The organism is Vibrio sp. 947 (assembly GCF_033339115.1).
In the GTDB taxonomy this organism is placed as follows: Bacteria; Pseudomonadota; Gammaproteobacteria; order Enterobacterales; family Vibrionaceae; genus Vibrio; species Vibrio alginolyticus.
Genome location: NZ_JAWOTX010000005.1, coordinates 182,061 through 202,497, shown reverse-complemented (window position 1 = coordinate 202,497; position 20,437 = coordinate 182,061). Strand labels below are relative to the sequence as shown.

Genomic DNA, 20,437 nt, shown 5'->3' with positions numbered 1-20,437 from the left:
GATGGATAATTCAATGAAATACGCGCTTGGCCCGCTGTTGTACTTCTGGCCAAAACAAGACATCGAAGCGTTTTATGAACAAGCGAAATCAAGCTCCGCGGACATCATCTATCTTGGGGAAACCGTATGTTCAAAACGTCGAGAAATGAAGCCTTCGCATTGGCTTGAAATCGCAAAAGAGCTGTCTGCATCTGGCAAGCAAGTGGTGCTATCAACAATGGCACTACTAGAAGCTCCGAGTGAAGTAAACATAATGAGGAAGTACATCGACAACGGTGACTTCGCGATTGAAGCAAATGACGTATCTGCTGTTCAATTGGCATCAGAGCATAAAGTGCCTTTCGTCGTTGGCCCTGCAATCAATACTTATAACGCACACACGCTCAACTTATTTTTGAAGCAAGGTATGATGCGTTGGTGCATGCCTGTCGAACTCTCTCGCGAATGGTTAAACGATACTTTAGTTCAGTGTGACGAGCTTGGTATTCGTAACAAGTTTGAAGTTGAGGTATTTAGCCACGGTTATTTGCCTTTAGCGTATTCCGCTCGCTGTTTCACAGCCCGAGCTGAAAACCGAGCGAAAGACGATTGCGAAACCTGCTGTATCAAATACCCTACGGGTATCCAGGTCAGCAGCCAAGAAGGGCAAGAAGTCTTTAACCTTAACGGCATTCAAACACAGTCAGGGTATTGCTACAACCTCATCAATGACTTACCAAGTATGAAAGGGCTGGTTGATGTGGTCCGGTTAAGCCCTCTTGGTATCGACACTTTTTCAGAGTTAGAGCGTTTTCGCTCAAACGAATACGGCGATAATCCTGAAAAGCTCGAAAGCCGCCAATGCAATGGCTATTGGCATCAACTAGCGGGCTTAGAAGCAAAAACCATTTAATCCTTAAAGATAAAAGCGAGGCCTAGCCTCGCTTTTATCTGTTAGCTTTTGTTAGCAGGCTTGCACCCTTGGTTCGACAGAACTCTCATTAAGCAGCTTTTTCACATCTCGCCACAACATACTGATCACGACCAAACTCAATGCAATGTTAGACAATGGGAAAGCTAACCAAATACCTGTCACGCCGAAAAGTTTCGGCATAATGAATAAGAATGGCAACTGGACCAGCATGTTGCCTAGTGTTACAAACATAGCTTTGCTGCCTTTGTTTACTGATTGATAGTACGCGGCCGCCACAACTAAAAAACCATCTAAGAACAACGCAAACATGTGTAAACGAATCCCGATTACGGTGCTATCAATCAACTGTTGGTCTGCATTATTAAACACCGCAACCAGTTCGTACGGGAAAAGGTTCATCAAAACAACGAACGCCACCCCGCCAAGCACAGATGTCCCCATCGCGACCTTTAATAACTTTCTAATGTTCTCCTGATTACGCGCACCGTGGTTGAAGCTCACTAAAGGCTGCATACCATTCGCAATTCCTTCTGCTATCAGATAGTAAACCGTCACGATGTACCCCAAAATGGCGTACGCTCCGATCAACATTGCACTTCCGTATTGAGAAAATAACGCGTTGTGCAGTGCCACCATCACAGAGCCGTAGGCGTACATAAAGAAACTTGATGTACCTATCATGATAATCTTTGGTGCAGCATCAACCTGAACTTTGAAGTCGCGGATACTAAGGCGTAATGTTGCTTTTGAAGTAAAGAAGTAACCAATACCGAGCACAGTGACCACTAATTGTGCAAGTGCAGTGGCAATAGCGGCTCCGGTTAACTCCCACTCCAACCAAGCAATAAATACGTAGTCTAATACAATGTTAATAACGGCACCGATGACCATCAAAATCGTTGCTAAGTTCGGGCTGTCGTCATTGCGTAACAGAAACGGAACCGCGATAGAACCCAACGTGAATACGCACGCGACAATCAGAATATGCAAATATTGCAGCGCAAGTTCAAACACTCGCCCTTCCGCTCCTTGCCAGCGAATAAATTCATCCGAAAACAAGAACAATATTGTAGCAACGATCGGCATCAATGCCGCTAACAACGTCAATCCGGTCGTTAGGATTCGCTTAGCGCCTTCATGATCATTCTCTCCTTGCTTGATCGAAGTCAGTGCACCAGTCCCCACCCCAATCATCATTCCTATACCGAGGATCGAACCGATAATAGGCCACGCAACATTGATCCCAGCTAATCCGTCAGCGCCAACATAACGGCCAATAAAAATGCCATCAACTATTTGATACAAACCGTTCACGAGCATTGCTGCGACGGTTGGAATCGTATATTTCCAAAACTGTCTATAAATTGAGTTTTGCATGACTGCCACCAGTAGTTAGCAAAGCTAACCATTTAATTAGCAAGACTAACTAAATGGTTAAATTAAATAAAAGAAAGATGAAACAACAAAAACTAAACCATACAGCTGAGACCTTTGGTTTAGTTTAAAATGACTTATTGCTCAATGCTTTATTCAGTAAAGCTTGTAACTGCTCAGCTTCTTGCTGATTTAATTGTTGCATCATTTGTTCAGAGATATCTTTGTACACTACCTGCTCCAAAGACATTTTTTCTGCGACTTCTTCTGTAAGCAACACACGCTTAGCGCGAGCATCCTCATTACATGCGATGCGTTTCACCAAACCCTTTTTTTCCAAACGCACAACCATTGTCGATGCGGAAGGCTTAGTCACTTGCAGCTCTTCTGCAAGATCGGTTATTCGCACACCCTCAGGGTAAACCTGAATCACACGCAAATAATCGAACTCATTAAAGCTTAGATGTGATAATGGATCTTCTTTGGCATAGACACGCCAAGCTTTGGCGCAAAAACGCTCTAAATCAATCAAGCTTTCTTCTAATGCCATAAAAGCCACCACCACTTAGTTAGCAAGACTAACTATTTTAAATGAGTCACTCATCAAGTTCAATCATAAAAAAAGCCGCTCTCATCGAGCGGCTCTAAATCATTCAATTTCCAGCTTCTTGGCAGCCTTTAACTTGGCCAATCTATCTTGCTGTAATTGATCGTAAATTTGCGCCAACTCCAAGAAAGAATAGCGATGCTCAACATAATCGTAAACGTTGAACGAAATCGCGAGCTTATAAAGTGAGATGGCACTTGCGATATCACCTTCAAGCTGATTACGCTTTCCAAGGTAGAAATACGTTTCCGTCAATCGTTCAGCTAGGCGATAGTTCTCTCTCGTTCCATCCATAATTGCTTTAAGCGCGTCTTCGTCCGAGACGTCTCGTAGCATGATGGCAACAAGAACCCATCCCCACTCTTCACTACGATCTCGTAAATAACGCTGTTGAAGATTGGCTTTTGCTTGATCTGGATTTTGCTCAGCTTCGATGATGTACAGCCATAATGAACGAAAAGGATCCGTTGGCATTTCTTGATAATGCTTGGTCATATCTTCTAAAGCGAGATCGATTCGGCCACCATAATACAGTGCAATCGCACGGTTGCGCTCAGCATAGGTATTATCAGGAGCCAACTCTATGGTCGAGTCAAACGCTTCATATGCCGCATCAAACTCTCCTACTTGGGTAAAGTATACTCCCAAAAGATTGAAGATGTCCGGCTGAGCAGGATTCAACTGCAAAGACTGGTTAAAGTCCAAACGGGCAAGATCACGCAAACCAACGCTGTCGTAGTAGCTACCGCGCTCATAATGCATTTTAGCGCGCACTTCATCACTAAGGTCGGGACGTTGTAGCAACTGCGAGAGACGCGCGATTTGTACTTCTTGTTGAACACTAGGCTGAAGTGGCACCGCCATCGGTGGATATAACCACTTTTGTGCTGATTGTTGAGAAGTATTTGCACAACCGGTCAGCGCGATAGCAACACATAAAATTGCGGTTTGAAACCATTTCACTAATTGATACTCCTGTTTGGACCGCTCAAGATTTGTTTCTCTTAATGCAATATAGGCGATAACCTCGTTTGAGGTTAATACATCGAAACAAACCAAAAAAGGGGAGCGAAAATGCTCCCCTTTTATAACATGCTTTCAGGCCCTTAATCTAATAAAAGGCGGAAAGTCTCATTTTGTCTTACTCGTCTTTAGCAGTTGGTGCTTCAGCAGCAGCTTCTTCAGCTGGCTTTTCTACCGCTTCTTTCATGCTTAGACGTACACGGCCTTGGCGGTCGATTTCAAGAACTTTAACTTGAACTTCTTGACCTTCAGCTAGGTAGTCAGACACTTTTTCTACGCGTTTTTCTGCGATTTGAGAAATGTGTACAAGACCATCTTTGCCTGGAAGAACCGTTACGAATGCACCGAAGTCTGCTAGACGTGCAACTTTACCTGTGTAGATACGGCCCACTTCAACTTCAGCAGTGATCTCTTCGATACGGCGGATAGCTTCTTTCGCAGCAGTGCCTTCAGTTGCCGCAATCTTGATAGTACCGTCGTCTTCGATTTCGATAGTTGTACCAGTCTCTTCAGTTAGAGCACGGATAACTGCACCACCTTTACCGATAACGTCTTTGATCTTCTCAGCGCTGATCTTCATCGTGTGAATACGCGGAGCAAATTCAGAGATGTCTTCACGAGCACCAGAGATTGCTTCATCCATTACAGATAGGATGTGCTTACGTGCGCCTTGAGCTTGGTTAAGCGCAATTTGCATGATTTCTTTGGTGATGCCTTCGATCTTGATGTCCATTTGAAGTGCAGTGATACCAGTGTTAGTACCTGCTACTTTAAAGTCCATGTCACCTAGGTGGTCTTCATCGCCAAGGATGTCAGAAAGAACAACGAAATCGTCACCTTCTTTAACAAGACCCATTGCGATACCAGCAACAGATGCTTTGATTGGTACACCTGCGTCCATAAGCGCAAGAGAAGTACCACATACTGAAGCCATTGAAGATGAACCGTTAGATTCAGTGATTTCCGATACAACACGTACTGTGTATGGGAACTCATCAACAGAAGGCATTACTGCAGCAATACCACGCTTTGCCAGTTTACCGTGGCCGATTTCACGACGCTTAGGAGAACCTACAAAACCAGTTTCACCTACACAGTATGGAGGGAAGTTGTAGTGCAGTAGGAAGTGATCTTTACGCTCACCAGTTAGCTCATCGATGATTTGAGCATCACGCTGAGTACCTAGCGTTGCAGTAACGATCGCCTGAGTTTCACCTCGAGTGAATAGCGCGCTACCGTGAGTACGAGGAAGAACACCAGTACGTACATCTAGTGCACGAACCATGTCTTTTTCACGGCCATCGATACGAGGGTTACCTGCAATAATACGGCTACGTACTACTGTCTTCTCTAGATCATGGAAGATAGTGTGGATTTCTTTTGTATCTGCTTCAGGATCTTCAGCAAGAAGAACTTCATTTACTTCCGCAGCGATCTCATGGATGCGGTCGTAACGAGCCATTTTCTCAGTAATTTGGTAAGCTTCAACAAGTTTAGCTTCTGCTAGATCAGCAATCTTATTTTTAAGCGCTGTGTTCTCTTCAGGAGCAACCCAATCCCAAGCAGGAGTTGCAACTTCTGCTTTGAATTCGTTGATAGCTTGAATAGCAACTTGTTGTTGGTCATGACCATAAACAACCGCCGCTAGCATTTCTTCTTCAGTTAGGTTGTCCGCTTCTGACTCAACCATCAGTACTGCTGACTCTGTACCTGCAACAACAAGGTCAAGCTTAGAAGTTTCTAGTTCAGTTTGGCTAGGGTTAAGTACAAGCTGACCATCGATATGACCAACACGCGCCGCACCGATAGGGCCGTTGAATGGAATGCCAGAGATAGCAAGAGCAGCAGAAGTACCGATCATTGTAACGATATCTGGCTGAACATCTGGGTTTACAGACATTACTGTCGCGATAACCTGAACTTCGTTTTTAAACGCGTCTGGGAATAGCGGACGGATTGGACGGTCGATTAGACGAGCTGTTAGCGTTTCGCCTTCAGAAGGACGACCTTCACGTTTGAAGAAGCCGCCTGGGATTTTACCCGCAGCGTAAGTACGCTCTTGGTAGTTAACCGTTAGTGGGAAGAAGTCTTGACCTGCAACGGCTTCTTTTTTACCTACAACAGATACGAATACAGACGTATCATCCATTGTGACCATAACTGCTGCTGTAGCTTGACGTGCAATAACGCCAGTTTCTAAAGTAACTGTGTGGTTACCGTACTGGAACGTTTTAACAACTGGTTTTTCGAACATTGTTATTCCTTGTTTCTAATCTTCCTTTAGTGCTTAAAGAAATCTTAGATGTGTTAATTGACACTCAAGGCATTACGAATCGCGACTAGTAAAAAGAAACTCGGAAATTCCTTTTGAATAGTCGCGACCTTTTGGTCGACGTGGTTGACTGTAATGCTATGAGCTTTTGAGAAAACCTCTTACAAGGTTTAGCCGCCAGTATTATAACGGCATAAGTCTAATTTGGCTAAATTTAGGCAACAAAAAAGGGGCATAAAGCCCCTTTTTAGACAAACTGCTATGCAGTCGCTGATTAGCGACGTAGGCCTAGACGTTTGATTAGGTCTTGGTAGCGAGCTAGGTTTTTACCTTTTAGGTAATCTAGAAGCTTACGACGACGAGAAACCATGCGTAGAAGACCACGACGGCTGTGGTGATCGCCTTTGTGCGCTTTGAAGTGACCTTGTAGGTGGTTGATAGAAGCTGTAAGTAGAGCTACTTGAACTTCTGGTGAACCAGTGTCGCCTTCGCCTTGTGCGTATTCTGCAACGATTGCTGCTTTAGTTTCTGCATTCAGAGACATAATTCTCTCCTAATAAGAGTAGGTTTAAAGTTGTAGCAGCCAATCTCTGATTCAGCCGCTACGCGAAGCGCGGATTATAGGGAAATTTCCTATCTCGTGCAATATAAAAATACCGACACTCAGGTCGGTATTTTCAATCATTTACTTGGATGCAACGTCATCTCGGAACACGACCAATCGCTTAGGAGCGATTTTGCCATCTTCGTTCATTTCGCCAACGCCAATAAACAAGCGTTCTTCACCCATAGTAAGGCGAAGTGAGCCCTCAGTCGGAGCACCAAATACTTGAACGGGCTGCCCATGTTGGACCATATTCGCCAGTTCAGGCACCAAGTTGACTTCTGGTAAGTCTTCTACCGCTGTATCCATTGGCAAAAGCAGTGGGTCCAGTAGTTCTCGAGGCGCTCGTTCCTCGCGGTGAGCTTGCTCTAGCAACTCATTTAGTTGCTCAAGTGTTACCATATTCTCGTAAGGGTATTTAGCAACACCAGTACGACGAAGCATAGTTACGTGCGCACCACAACCTAACATTTCGCCCAGATCATCAACGATAGTACGAATATAGGTACCTTTAGAGCAGTGCACTTCCATCTCTACTTCATCGCCTTCAAAACGGTGAAGAACAATCTCATATACCGTGATCTTACGAGATTCACGCGGAACTTCGATGCCTTTACGAGCGTATTCATACAAGGGTTTACCTTGATACTTCAACGCAGAGAACATGGAAGGCACTTGATCAGATTCACCACGGAACTGATCGATGCACGCTTCTAGCTTGTCTAACGTAACATCGACTGGACGCGTCTCTACAACTTCACCATCCGAGTCAGACGTATTGGTACGTTCACCCAGCTTTGCGATCACGCGGTAGCGTTTATCAGAATCAAGAAGAAACTGAGAAAATTTTGTCGCTTCACCCAAGCAAATTGGCAGCATGCCTGTCGCTAATGGGTCCAAGGCTCCAGTGTGGCCTGCTTTCTCGGCAAAGTAGATTCGCTTTACTTTTTGCAGTGCATCATTGGAAGAGATACCTGTTGGTTTGTCCAACAGTATAACGCCATTAATTGGACGACCTTTACGACGACGAGCCATTATTCTTCGTCCTCACGACCAGAATCTTTTTGCTTTTGTTTGTCTGAACTAACGACTTCAGACACTAGGTTAGACATACGCATACCTTCAACAAGCGTATTGTCATAGTGGAAGCGGATTTCTGGCGTTAAACGTAGACGAATACGCTTACCTAACATCATGCGAATGTGCACTTCGTGCTCACGTAGCGCTGCTAGACATGATTCTGGTGTTTGCTCACCCACACACAGGAAGGTCACAAATACTTTTGCGTAAGCTAGGTCACGAGAGACTTCTACGTCTGAGATCGTCACCATGCCAAGGCGAGAGTCACGAACTTCACGTTGAAGGATCATCGCTAGTTCTTTTTGCAGCTGCTGTGCAACGCGCTGCGTGCGGCTAAATTCTTTTGACATATCTTTACTCTTATATAGAAAGAATGGGGGGTTGGTCAAAGCCAGCCCCCCATGGTGTATTCAACAACCAATTACTACTTATCTTTCAAAGACAATATTAGTAATTTTAGTCAATTAGTCTAGAGTACGTTTAATTTCAACGATTTCGAAGACTTCGATTTGGTCACCAACGCGAACATCATTGTAGTTCTTAACGCCGATACCACATTCGTAGCCATTCTTAACTTCTTGAACGTCATCTTTGAAACGACGTAGTGACTCTAGTTCACCTTCGTAAATAACAACGTTATCACGTAGTACACGGATTGGGTTGTTACGCTTGATCACACCTTCTGTAACCATACAACCAGCGATAGCGCCCAGTTTCGGTGACTTAAACACGTCACGAACTTCAGCAAGACCAATGATCTCTTGCTTGAATTCTGGAGCAAGCATACCGCCCATTGCTTGTTTCACTTCATCAATCAATTGGTAAATGATTGAGTAGTAACGTAAGTCAACAGCTGCGGCTTCAACAGCACGGCGAGCAGAAGCATCTGCACGAACGTTAAAGCCAAGGATGATTGCGTTTGAAGCTTCCGCTAGTACTACGTCAGTTTCCGTAATACCACCTACACCAGAACCAACGATGTTCACTTTAACTTCGTCAGTAGATAGCTTAACTAGTGAGTCTGCGATTGCTTCTACAGAACCTTGAACGTCTGCTTTAAGTACAACGTTAAGTTCAGCAACTTCACCAGCAGTCATGTTAGAGAACATGTTCTCTAGTTTAGATTTCTGCTGACGAGCAAGTTTCACTTCACGGAACTTACCAGCACGGTAGTTAGCTACTTCACGCGCTTTACGCTCGTCACGAACTACTGTTGCTTCATCACCTGAAGATGGTACACCTGAAAGACCTAGGATCTCTACAGGGATAGATGGGCCAGCCGAAGTAATTTCTTTACCTAGCTCATCACGCATTGCACGAACACGGCCGTATTCTTGACCACAAAGAACGATGTCGCCTTTGTTTAGTGTACCTGATTGAACAAGTACTGTTGCAACTGGACCACGACCTTTATCTAGGCGAGATTCAACAACAACACCAGATGCCATGCCTTCAGCTACAGCTGTAAGTTCAAGAACTTCAGACTGAAGAAGGATTGCTTCTAGAAGACCATCGATGTTTGTACCCTGTTTAGCAGAGATGTGAACGAACATGTTCTCACCGCCCCACTCTTCAGGAATAACGTCGTATTGAGCAAGCTCGTTCTTAACGTTATCTGGGTTCGCGTCTTCTTTATCGATCTTGTTCACAGCAACAATTAGAGGAACGCCTGCCGCTTTCGCGTGCTGAATCGCTTCTACTGTTTGTGGCATTACGCCATCGTCTGCTGCAACTACAAGAACAACGATATCTGTTGCTTGAGCACCACGAGCACGCATTGCAGTAAACGCTGCGTGTCCAGGAGTATCAAGGAACGTGATCATGCCGTTGTCTGTTTCAACGTGGTACGCACCAATGTGCTGAGTAATACCACCCGCTTCGCCAGAAGCAACGTGTGTGCGACGGATGTAGTCAAGTGTTGACGTTTTACCGTGGTCAACGTGACCCATGATAGTAACAACTGGAGCACGTGGAACTGCTTCCGCGTTAGTGTCACGGTCAGATAGTACCGCTTCTTCCAGTTCGTTCTCTTTACGAAGAACTACTTTATGGCCCATTTCTTCAGCAACAAGTTGTGCTGTTTCTTGGTCGATCACTTGGTTGATAGTCGCCATAGCGCCCATCTTCATCATTACTTTGATAACTTCTGTCGCTTTAACCGACATCTTGTTAGCAAGTTCTGATAGAACGATCGTTTCGCCAATTACAACGTCTTGCTTAGCAACCGTTGCTGACTTATCAAACCCGTGCTGCATTGAAGTCGGCTTAGCAAGTTTGCCCTTACGACCTCTACCGCCACGTTGGTTGTTACGGCCACCGCGAGCTTGGTCGTCTTTACCCGAAGCTGCTTTTTTCTTCTTACGACGACCGCCTTCTACTTTGCGATCTGCTTCATCTTCGGCTTCACGTGCGTATTGTGAAGTCGTTACATGGTAATCTGTATCTTCCATATCACCCTTTTTCTCTTCTGCAGCAGACCAACGCTCTTTATTCTTTTCAGCCAATTCGCGAGCTTCTTCAAGCTTGCGCTGACTTTCCTCTTCAGCCTTACGCTTAGCTTCTTCTTCCTGACGACGTTTAAGCTCGTCGGCCTCTTTTCGCGCTGCTTCTTGCTTAATTTTCTCTTCAGCATCACGCTTTGCTTTTTCTTCAGCATTACGTTGTGCATTCGTATCTACGTCTCGCTTCGCTTTTTCTTCAGCTTCACGTTTCGCTTTTTCTTCCGCTTCACGTTTTGCAGCTTCTTCAGCTTCACGTTTCGCAGCTTCTTCAGCTTCACGTTTTGCAGCTTCTTCTGCTGCACGTTTTGCTGCTTCTTCTGCTTCACGTTGTGCTGCTTCTTCAGCTTCACGTTTCGCTTCATCTTCAATTGTGCTGCGCTTCACGTATGTACGTTTTTTGCGCACCTCAACCTGAACATTCTTACTCTTACCACCACCCGCGTTCACACTAAGTGTACTACGAGTTTTACGCTGAAGCGTAAGGCGAGTCGGCTCTGAATCACCTGATTTATCACCGTGTTCTTTCTTTAAATGAGAGAGAAGCTTCTGCTTCTCTTCATCAGTAACATTGTCAGAGCTCGCCTTTTTAATGCCAGCGTCAGCAAGTTGTTCAATCAAGCGGTCGACTGGCGTACCAATCTCATCACTCAGTGCTTTAACTGTTAATTGTGTCATGCCGCTTCCTCCTTGCCGAAAATTATGCTTCTTCGCCGAACCAACAGATGTTACGTGCGGCCATAATTAGCTCACCTGCACGTTCTTCGGTCAGGCCTTCGATACCTTCTAAATCGTCAATACCTTGGTCAGCAAGATCTTCCAGTGTCGCTACACCTTTCGCTGCCAATTTAAATGCCATCTCACGCTCAAGACCTTCAAGTGCAAGTAGGTCCTCAGCTGGTTCTAGACCTTCAAAAGACTCTTCTTGTGCTAGTGCGATCGTCGTTAGTGCATCTTTTGCACGTCCACGAAGCTCTTCGATTAGTTCTTCATTCAAACCATCGATTTCTAGTAGCTCGTTAACTGGCACGTATGCGATTTCTTCTAGCGTTGAGAAACCTTCTTCAACAAGAAGTTGAGCGAAGTCTTCTTCAATATCTAGGTACTTCATGAAGTTTTCAATAGATGCTTGTGATTCTTCAGCGTGTTTCTTCTGAAGATCAGCAACTGTCATAACATTCAGTTCCCAACCGGTTAGTTGAGATGCTAGACGCACGTTTTGACCGTTACGACCAATAGCTTGCGCTAGGTTGTCAGCTTCAACTGCGATGTCCATTGAGTGTGCATCCTCATCAACGATGATAGAAGCAACATCAGCTGGCGCCATTGCGTTGATAACGAATTGAGCTGGGTTATCATCCCAAAGAACGATATCGATACGCTCCCCACCAAGTTCGCCAGAAACAGCTTGTACACGTGCACCACGCATACCAACACACGCACCTACAGGGTCGATACGTTTGTCATTTGTTTTGACAGCGATCTTAGCGCGAGAACCAGGATCACGTGCTGCGCCTTTAAGCTCGATAATATCTTCTGCGATTTCAGGCACTTCAACACGGAACAGTTCTGCCAACATTTCTGGCTTAGAACGAGTGATGAACAATTGGAAACCACGTGCTTCAGGCGCGACTTTGTAAAGAAGGCCACGTACGCGGTCGCCTGGACGGAAGTTTTCACGAGGAAGTTGGTCATCACGCAGGATTACCGCTTCAGCGTTATTACCAAGATCAAGCACGATTGTGTCACGGTTTACTTTTTTCACGACACCAGTGATTAGATCACCTTCATTGTCGATGAACTGTTCAACGATTTGTGCGCGCTCAGCTTCACGAACTTTTTGAACGATAACTTGTTTAGCAGTTTGAGTCGTAATACGGTCAAACGTTACAGATTCGATTTCGTCTTCTACGTAGTCGCCAAGCCCGATTGAGTCATCTTCGTATTGCGCTGCTTCTAGTGAGATCTCTTTTGTAGGGTTCTCAACGTCATCAACAACTAACCAACGGCGGTAAGTGACAAACTCACCGGTTTTACGGTCAATGGCAACACGTACGTCGATTTCGATTTCGTATTTTTTCTTTGTAGAAGTTGCTAGAGCAATCTCAAGAGCCTCAAAGATACGCTCACGAGGTACCGCTTTTTCGTTCGATACCGCTTCTGCTACCGCTAAAATTTCTTTACTCATTGTATTTAGCCTCTAAGCTTAAACTTTTTTAGGGAACTAAAATTTAGGGATCAGGTTAGCTTTGGAAATGTTACTTAGAGCAAACTCTTCTTGCTGACCGTCTACAGTAATTGTCACTGTTTCGCCATCAACACCGTGGATAATACCTTTCCACTTACGACGGTTTGCTACAGCCATTTTCAATACGATGCTGACCTCGTGACCAATAAATTGCTCGTAATGTGCTGCTTTAAAAAGTGGTCTTTCTAAACCTGGAGAAGACACTTCTAGGCTGTAAGCAACAGAAATTGGATCTTCAACGTCTAAAACTGCACTAACTTGGTGGCTAACTTCTGCACAGTCGTCTACGTTAATACCATTTTCATGGTCAATGTAGATACGTAACGTTGAGTGCGCGCCTGCACGAATGAATTCTAATCCAACTAACTCATAACCTGATGCCGCTACTGGCGCGTCAAGCATTTCAGTAAGTTGTCTTTCTAAACCAGTCATTTAACCACTCCAGAAACAAAAAAAGGGCTCAGAGCCCAATCAAAAAACCAAGCAGTATCTGAGCTATTTCAAAAAGCTCAGATAACAAAAAACCCCGATAGTCGGGGTTTTATGCTGCTGGACCCTGATACGTTAAGAATAGCCAACAATTGCTTTTCTTAACTCGTAGTGTGGTTAGCACTACGCAAACTCGCCAATCTACGATTTCCTTTTAAGGAAAGAGATTGGTTGCGGGGGCCGGATTTGAACCGACGACCTTCGGGTTATGAGCCCGACGAGCTACCAAGCTGCTCCACCCCGCGTCCGACTTGCTGAGCATTATACTCGCAAACAAGTGATTTACAAGTTTGTAAATACATGGTGCCGAGAGAGGGACTCGAACCCTCACACCTAAGGCACTAGCACCTCATGCTAGCGTGTCTACCAATTTCACCATCTCGGCATCAAAACCTTACAGCTTATTGAGGAATTTCATCACCCGCAGGGGCAGGAACTTCACTCGCTGCGTCCTTAACTTGTTCAACAACTGGTTGACCTAACGTTGGGTCTACCCATTGTGATTCAGTCTGGTGCGTAGACATACGACCAAGTAACAAGCTAACGATAAAGAATACGGTTGCTAAAATAGCAGTTGTTCGGGTTAAGAAATTACCTGAGCCGCCAGCACCAAACACTGTGTTTGAAGCACCAGCACCGAACGAGGCTCCCATATCTGCGCCTTTACCTTGTTGAATCAACACAAGGCCAATCACACCAAGCGCTGCCAACAGGTAAATCACAAGTAGAACTGAAAACATTTTTTCCACCTATGTTCCGAATTGTTGAGCCAGCGCCGTTCAAAAGAACAAATCATAATGAACAAGGCTAGCGACCTCCTAACGGGAGGCGGAGCAATACTAGCGAAAGCCAGTAACGCTGACAAGGGAAAATTAGTAAAAAATCAATGCCAATGCGTTAAGCGCTCAAAAAAAGGGCAAAAGATGCCCTTTTCATTCAAGACATGCTTTAACGCAATGATTAACAACTTGCTTTAACAGCCTCAGCGATTTTCAATGCTGAGTGTTGAACTAGTTCACCATCTTCGCCTTCCACCATAACGCGGATCAAAGGCTCAGTGCCAGACTTACGCAGCAGTACACGCCCTTTATCACCAAGTGTCGCCTCTACTTCAGCGACAGCGTTTAATACAGCTGTAGCTTCAAGAGGGTTACTTTCTCCTGAGAAACGGACATTTTCTAAAACCTGAGGATATAATGTCATTCCTTGCGATAGTTCATATAAAGACATATCGCTGCCAATTACAGAAGCAAGTACTTGAAGTGCAGCAACAATCGCATCGCCGGTTGTGACTTTATCTAATAAGATCACATGGCCTGAGTTTTCAGCACCAATTTTCCAACCTTTTTCTAGCAGTTGCTCCATGACATAACGGTCACCAACAGCAGCACGTACAAACGGAATGCCTAGCTGCTTTAAACCATTTTCCATACCCAAGTTAGTCATTAGTGTACCAACAACACCACCCTTTAGCTCACCACGACGAAGTGCATCACGAGCGATGATATAAGCAATTTGGTCACCATCAACTTTGTTACCTAGGTGGTCGACCATAATGATGCGGTCACCATCACCATCAAATGCGAGACCAAGATGCGCTTGCTCTTCAACAACACGCTGTTGAAGAGCTCGTACGTCTGTTGCGCCCACTTTTTCATTAATGTTGATGCCGTTAGGCTCTACGCCCATAGCGATAACTTCTGCCCCAAGTTCTTTGAAAACATTTGGAGCGATGTGGTACGTTGCACCGTGCGCACAGTCTACTACGATCTTAAAGTTCGCAAGGCTCAACTCAGATGGGAAAGTACTCTTACAGAATTCGATGTAACGACCAGCTGCATCATTTAGGCGGGTTGCTTTACCAAGCTCAGCAGACTCCACACATTCAATTTCTTTATCTAACTCAGCTTCGATCGCCAATTCGATATCGTCAGGTAGCTTAGTACCCTCAGAAGAAAAGAATTTAATGCCGTTGTCGTAATATGGGTTATGTGATGCAGAAATCACAATACCAGCCTCGGCACGGAAAGTCTGAGTTAAATATGCCACAGCTGGAGTTGGCATGGGACCAGTAAATGTTGCTTTAAGTCCCGCAGCTGCAAGGCCAGCCTCTAGTGCAGATTCAAGCATATAACCTGAAATACGTGTATCTTTACCTATGATAACTTTCTTTGTGCCTTGTTTCGCTAGTACACGACCAGCAGCCCAGCCAAGCTTAAGTACGAAGTCTGGAGTGATTGGGTATTGTCCTACTTTACCGCGCACACCGTCAGTACCAAAGTAACGTCTTTCATTCGACATAAACTTTCCTTTATTATTTTTAAATATTGTTTTTCGTCATCTCAACAACTTTCATCGCTTCGATTGTCTCTTCAAAGTCATGCACGCGAATGATCTGCGCGCCTTTCATCGCGGCAATCGTAGCACAAACGACACTTGCGTTCGTACACTCTGCCGCTGGCTTGTCTAACAGTTTGAAGATCATGGATTTACGAGACATGCCAGCCAAAATAGGCAGGCCGAATTCATGAAACTTTTCAAGATGAGCAAGCATATGATAATTGTGTTCGATTGTTTTGCCAAAGCCAAACCCAGGATCGAGAATCAGTTGAGATTTATCAATCCCTGCTGCTTCACACGCCGCGATACGTTCTTCTAGAAAAGCCGACACGTCCCCCATTAAATCATCATAATGAGGGTCAACTTGCATGGTCCTAGGCTGACCTTTCATATGCATCAGACAAATTGGAAGGTTTGCTTCTGCTGCGACTTCCAGAGCACCTGGCTCTTGCAGCGAGCGGATGTCATTGATCAAATCAGCCCCAGCATCAATTGCTTGACGCATCACTTCTGCTTTACTGGTGTCAACGGAAATCCATACATCATATTTTTCACGAATGGCTTTGATTACTGGGACAACACGCCTAAGCTCTTCTTCCAAAGACACATCCGGTGCACCAGGTCTTGTTGATTCACCACCAACATCAACAATACTTACACCAGCCTTTATCATTTTATCAACTTGAGCAAGAGCAAGTTCAATTGAGTTGTATTTACCGCCATCCGAAAAGGAATCCGGTGTCACATTTAGAATGGCCATGACATGTGGACGCGAAAGGTCCAAAGATTTGTTATTTGCTGTAATCATCATCATAAACACAAAAACCCCGAGATAACTCGGGGTTTAATATTATCGATACTCTTTATTCAGAGTCTTTCTTTTCAGGCGCTTCGTTAGAAGTTGTTTCAGAAGAGCTAGGCTGTTCTGCATCTTTCGCAGTCTCCGTTGCTTCTTCTTTAACTTCTTGCTTTGCTTGAGGCTTGTCGCTGTCTTCTGGTTTGCTTGCTGAGTTATCACTCCAGCCCGCAGGCTCACGAATTTCAGCTTTGCGCTCCATTAAGTCATCAATCTGGCGAGCATCAATGGTTTCATACTTCATCAGCGCATCTTTCATCGCATGCATGATATCCATGTTCTCTTGAAGAATCTTCTTCGCACGATCGTAGTTGCGGTCAATGATCTGACGAACTTCGTCATCAATCAACTTCGCTGTATCGTCAGACACATGTTTAGTCTGAGTTACACTACGTCCTAAGAACACTTCGCCTTCATCTTCTGCATACAGCAGAGGGCCAAGCTTTTCAGAGAAACCCCATTGAGTAACCATCTTACGAGCAATATCTGTTGCGCGCTCGATATCATTAGAAGCACCGGTTGATACTTTGTCAGCACCGTAGATAAGTTCTTCTGCTAAACGACCACCGTACAAGCTAGAAATCATTGATTCTAGGTGTTGGCGAGACATACTCACGCGGTCCTGCTCTGGAAGGTACATTGTTACACCCAACGCACGACCACGTGGAATGATAGACACTTTGTACACTGGATCGTGTTCAGGAACCAAGCGACCAACAATCGCGTGACCCGCTTCGTGGTATGCGGTTGACTCTTTCACTTCCTCAGACATCACCATTGAACGGCGCTCAGCACCCATCATGATTTTGTCTTTCGCCAGTTCAAACTCAACCATAGAAACGTTGCGCTTGTTACCGCGCGCAGCAAACAGGGCTGCTTCGTTAACTAAGTTTGCTAGGTCAGCACCAGAGAAGCCTGGAGTACCACGTGCGATGAGAGAAGGCTCTACATCACCCGCTAGAGGTACCTTACGCATGTGAACTTTTAGGATCTGTTCACGGCCACGTACATCTGGAAGACCAACTACCACTTGACGGTCAAAACGACCAGGACGCAGTAACGCAGGGTCCAACACATCCGGACGGTTAGTCGCAGCGATAACGATAATACCTTCGTTACCTTCGAAACCATCCATCTCAACGAGCATTTGGTTTAGTGTTTGTTCACGTTCATCATGACCACCACCAACACCTGCGCCACGTTGACGACCTACCGCATCGATCTCATCGATAAAGATGATACAAGGTGCGGCTTTCTTTGCTTGTTCAAACATGTCACGCACACGAGATGCACCAACACCAACGAACATCTCTACGAAATCAGAACCAGAGATAGTAAAGAATGGTACTTTCGCCTCACCGGCAATGGCTTTCGCTAGAAGCGTTTTACCCGTACCAGGAGGACCAACCATTAGAACACCCGTTGGAATCTTACCGCCCAGTTTTTGGAAACGGCTTGGATCGCGTAGGTAGTCCACCAGTTCTTTCACGTCTTCTTTTGCTTCGTCACAACCAGCAACGTCAGCAAAAGTTGTCTTGATTTGTTCTTCGCTCATCATTCGAGCTTTGCTCTTACCAAAAGACATGGCGCCTTTACCACCGCCGCCTTGCATTTGACGCATGAAGAAAATCCATACACCAATTAGTAAGATCATTGGGAACCAAGAGATGAAGATAGTACCAAGCAAGCTTTGCTCTTCTGGAGGCGTGCCTTGTACTTTCACGTTTTGGTTAATTAGGTCATCTAGAAGCTTTTGGTCATACACTGGCATGTAAGTGACCATTTTGGCACCGCCGCCACGACGAACAAAGCTAATTTCACCGTCTTTAAAAGTTGCTTCTTGAATCTGGCCTTGGCCAACTTCCTGTACAAACGTGGTGTAATCCACGGTTCTGCCATTGCTTTCTCCAGGGCCAAAGCTCTGGAATACCGACATCAATACGACGGCGATAACAAGCCACAGAATTAAATTTTTTGCCATGTCACTCAAGGTGTAAGCCTCTCGATAACTAATTGTAATTAAAGGTAGGGTACTACAGTTCATTAACTGTAGCTATAGTGTTAACACGCTCTCAAGAGAGCAAAATGGTTAACCTTTGTAACCAGTGGCTACGACGAAGACCTCTCGAGAGCGAGCTCGCGATGAGTCTGGTTTTCTAATTTTTACGGCTTTAAACATGTCTCGGACTTCTTTCACATACTGATCGAAGCCTTCCCCTTGGAAAACCTTTACGACAAAGCTACCATTAGGCGCTAGAACTTGTCGACACATATCTAAAGCTAATTCAACTAAATACATAGCGCGAGGTTGATCAACAGAATTGTTTCCCGCGATGTTAGGCGCCATATCAGACATTACTACGTCTACCATGGAAGGTTGGATCCTTTCTAGCAAAGCTTCCAATACTGCATCATCACGAAAGTCGCCTTGTAAAAAGCTAACGCCAGCAATCGGGTCCATAGGAAGCAAGTCACACGCAATGATCTGACCACTGTCCCCTACTATCTTAGCAGCATATTGAGACCATCCGCCCGGCGCAGCCCCCAAGTCGACGACTGTCATTCCAGGCTTTAACAATTTATCTTTCGTTTGAATCTCATCGATCTTGAAATAAGCACGTGAGCGGTAGCCTTTTTTTCGGGCTTCATTCGCGTATTTATCATCAAAGTGTTCTTTCAACCAACGACCAGAACTAGCCGAATGTTTTTGTTTACTCATTTTAATCCCAACAAGGCACAAATTGGAGCTATTGTTTTAATAGGCGCTACCTATTACTCAATAAATTATAGTCTTCAGCAATAGATGGCGTTAAAATAGCTTTTTTCAACCCTTATTTTAAAGAAAATTGGCCGCGTAATGAACCTAAGCACCAAACAAAAGCAGCACCTTAAAGGCCTAGCTCACAGTTTAAAACCTGTTGTGCTAATGGGCGCAAATGGACTTACAGAAGCCGTGCTAGCAGAAATTGAAATCGCTCTTAACCATCACGAACTTATCAAAGTAAAAGTTGCTTCGGAAGATCGTGAAACAAAACAGCTAATCATCGACGCTATCGTACGTGAGACGGGCGCTGAAAAAGTTCAGACTATTGGTAAAGTGCTTGTGCTATACCGCCAGTCTGAAGAGCGTAAAATCGAAATCCCTCGTAAGTAACTCTACTTACGTTGCTGAAGAAAAAAGGTCGCCTGAGGCGACCTTTTTGCGTTTTATCAGAGTAGTAATGCTACTCCAAACGACTTAGATATATTCTACTCGGTCAATTTCGAAGTCTTTCGCGCCACCCGGGGTTTGAATAGCAACTTCATCGCCTTCCATCTTACCAATTAGGCCACGAGCAATAGGTGAGCTCACTGAAATGCGACCTGCTTTGATATCGGCTTCGTCATCACCAACGATTTGGTACGTTTTTTCTTCTTCGGTGTCGATATCAATCAAGGTTACGGTTGAACCAAAAATAACTTTACCCGTGTTCTCCATCTTCGTTACATCAATAACTTGAGCAACTGACAGTTTGTATTCAATGTCACGGATTTGTGCTTCACAAATGCCCTGCTCTTCACGAGCGGCGTGATATTCAGCATTCTCTTTTAAATCACCTAGCTCACGAGCTTCAGCAATTGCCTCTGAGATCTGAGGACGTAGTTTAAGTAGACGATCGAGTTCTGCACGTAGCTTTTGCTCGCCACGTAGTGTCATTGGAACTTTTTCCATTTTATAACCTCAAGCCCAAATGGGTCTTTGGACAAAAAAAGCCCACCCTGTCATAGGACTGGGTAGTGCGCTTAAAGATGTATTTCGTTTAGTGTAAACAAACTCCCGGACGAAATCATCTTAATTCGAAAGACAGCAAGACTATGCCTTTTCGGCATAATGATATAACTCACTTTTAGAGCGGTTCTAGGGCGAATCACCTTCTCAATTTATTGAAAAACAACACTGTTCATTACACCAAAAACCTCAAAAAAGATAAAAACTAATCAATGTCAGGCCAATGTCATTGCCAATAATTTCAATCAAAAACAGCAATTTAAATAAAAACAACGCACAATTGAACAGTGTTCATCAGTGGGATTTATATCATTTTACTAACTCATACGGAAACTTTAGCAGTAAAACATGTCCAGCGAGTTGT

At 44.7% G+C, this 20,437-nt stretch carries 18 protein-coding genes and 2 tRNA genes; 2 read left to right on the top strand and 18 right to left on the bottom strand.

The window, feature by feature from the left end; all coding sequences use genetic code 11:
* Window positions 1-13 precede the first annotated feature (13 nt).
* Window positions 14-892, top strand: coding sequence for a U32 family peptidase (locus tag R7Q39_RS08535; protein WP_258626191.1), 879 nt, complete (start codon window positions 14-16; stop codon window positions 890-892).
* Between the two features lie 51 nt (window positions 893-943).
* On the opposite strand, the gene R7Q39_RS08530 is transcribed toward R7Q39_RS08535, so the two are convergent.
* The 17 genes from R7Q39_RS08530 to rlmE form a co-directional block, all read right to left on the bottom strand.
* On the bottom strand, window positions 944-2,290 hold the full coding sequence (locus R7Q39_RS08530; protein ID WP_170890505.1) for an MATE family efflux transporter: 1,347 nt from the start codon (window positions 2,288-2,290) through the stop codon (window positions 944-946).
* A 124-nt stretch (window positions 2,291-2,414) separates the two neighbouring features.
* Window positions 2,415-2,837: a MarR family winged helix-turn-helix transcriptional regulator gene (locus tag R7Q39_RS08525; protein ID WP_005394653.1), complete on the bottom strand. Its 423-nt coding sequence runs from the start codon at window positions 2,835-2,837 to the stop codon at window positions 2,415-2,417.
* 99 nt (window positions 2,838-2,936) lie between these two features.
* Window positions 2,937-3,857: a lipoprotein NlpI gene (nlpI, locus tag R7Q39_RS08520; protein ID WP_318072738.1), complete on the bottom strand. Its 921-nt coding sequence runs from the start codon at window positions 3,855-3,857 to the stop codon at window positions 2,937-2,939.
* A gap of 178 nt (window positions 3,858-4,035) precedes the next feature.
* Window positions 4,036-6,171, bottom strand: coding sequence for a polyribonucleotide nucleotidyltransferase (gene pnp / locus R7Q39_RS08515; protein WP_170890507.1), 2,136 nt, complete (start codon window positions 6,169-6,171; stop codon window positions 4,036-4,038).
* A gap of 292 nt (window positions 6,172-6,463) precedes the next feature.
* Window positions 6,464-6,733, bottom strand: a complete 270-nt coding sequence (gene rpsO, locus R7Q39_RS08510; RefSeq protein ID WP_005380094.1) for a 30S ribosomal protein S15 — start codon at window positions 6,731-6,733, stop codon at window positions 6,464-6,466.
* A 141-nt stretch (window positions 6,734-6,874) separates the two neighbouring features.
* Entirely contained in the window at window positions 6,875-7,828 is a 954-nt protein-coding gene (truB, locus tag R7Q39_RS08505; RefSeq protein ID WP_005380088.1) for a tRNA pseudouridine(55) synthase TruB, read from the bottom strand.
* Window positions 7,828-8,223 (bottom strand): 30S ribosome-binding factor RbfA, encoded by a 396-nt coding sequence (rbfA, locus tag R7Q39_RS08500; RefSeq protein WP_005380087.1) that lies wholly within the window; start codon window positions 8,221-8,223, stop codon window positions 7,828-7,830. Before rbfA ends, truB begins: the two co-directional genes overlap by 1 nt.
* Window positions 8,224-8,337: 114 nt before the next feature.
* Window positions 8,338-11,049 (bottom strand): translation initiation factor IF-2, encoded by a 2,712-nt coding sequence (infB, locus tag R7Q39_RS08495; protein WP_005380086.1) that lies wholly within the window; start codon window positions 11,047-11,049, stop codon window positions 8,338-8,340.
* A 22-nt stretch (window positions 11,050-11,071) separates the two neighbouring features.
* A complete protein-coding gene (gene nusA / locus R7Q39_RS08490) occupies window positions 11,072-12,559 on the bottom strand; it encodes a transcription termination factor NusA (RefSeq protein ID WP_053306752.1) in 1,488 nt (495 codons plus the stop codon).
* Between the two features lie 36 nt (window positions 12,560-12,595).
* Window positions 12,596-13,051, bottom strand: a complete 456-nt coding sequence (gene rimP, locus R7Q39_RS08485) for a ribosome maturation factor RimP (protein ID WP_005386424.1) — start codon at window positions 13,049-13,051, stop codon at window positions 12,596-12,598.
* 225 nt (window positions 13,052-13,276) lie between these two features.
* Window positions 13,277-13,353 (bottom strand) — tRNA-Met (locus R7Q39_RS08480).
* A gap of 56 nt (window positions 13,354-13,409) precedes the next feature.
* A tRNA-Leu gene (locus tag R7Q39_RS08475) sits at window positions 13,410-13,493 on the bottom strand.
* Between the two features lie 16 nt (window positions 13,494-13,509).
* Window positions 13,510-13,848 carry a preprotein translocase subunit SecG gene (gene secG / locus R7Q39_RS08470; protein WP_005380080.1) on the bottom strand — a complete coding sequence of 113 codons (339 nt, stop codon included), beginning with the start codon at window positions 13,846-13,848 and terminating at the stop codon, window positions 13,510-13,512.
* 220 nt (window positions 13,849-14,068) lie between these two features.
* On the bottom strand, window positions 14,069-15,409 hold the full coding sequence (gene glmM / locus R7Q39_RS08465) for a phosphoglucosamine mutase (protein ID WP_005388992.1): 1,341 nt from the start codon (window positions 15,407-15,409) through the stop codon (window positions 14,069-14,071).
* A 19-nt stretch (window positions 15,410-15,428) separates the two neighbouring features.
* Complete coding sequence (gene folP / locus R7Q39_RS08460) at window positions 15,429-16,259, bottom strand: dihydropteroate synthase (RefSeq protein ID WP_017820419.1); 831 nt, start codon at window positions 16,257-16,259, stop codon at window positions 15,429-15,431.
* 52 nt (window positions 16,260-16,311) lie between these two features.
* The gene (ftsH, locus tag R7Q39_RS08455) at window positions 16,312-18,285 is read right to left on the bottom strand and encodes an ATP-dependent zinc metalloprotease FtsH (RefSeq protein ID WP_017635895.1); all 1,974 of its coding nucleotides are present in this window, start codon (window positions 18,283-18,285) and stop codon (window positions 16,312-16,314) included.
* A 108-nt stretch (window positions 18,286-18,393) separates the two neighbouring features.
* Complete coding sequence (gene rlmE, locus R7Q39_RS08450) at window positions 18,394-19,023, bottom strand: 23S rRNA (uridine(2552)-2'-O)-methyltransferase RlmE (RefSeq protein WP_005388985.1); 630 nt, start codon at window positions 19,021-19,023, stop codon at window positions 18,394-18,396.
* Between the two features lie 138 nt (window positions 19,024-19,161).
* On the opposite strand from rlmE, the gene yhbY reads away from it, so the two are divergent.
* Window positions 19,162-19,458 carry a ribosome assembly RNA-binding protein YhbY gene (gene yhbY, locus R7Q39_RS08445; RefSeq protein WP_005380066.1) on the top strand — a complete coding sequence of 99 codons (297 nt, stop codon included), beginning with the start codon at window positions 19,162-19,164 and terminating at the stop codon, window positions 19,456-19,458.
* A gap of 84 nt (window positions 19,459-19,542) precedes the next feature.
* Here yhbY and greA read toward each other — a convergent pair whose 3' ends face one another.
* Window positions 19,543-20,016, bottom strand: coding sequence for a transcription elongation factor GreA (gene greA, locus R7Q39_RS08440; protein WP_005380065.1), 474 nt, complete (start codon window positions 20,014-20,016; stop codon window positions 19,543-19,545).
* Window positions 20,017-20,437 lie beyond the last annotated feature (421 nt).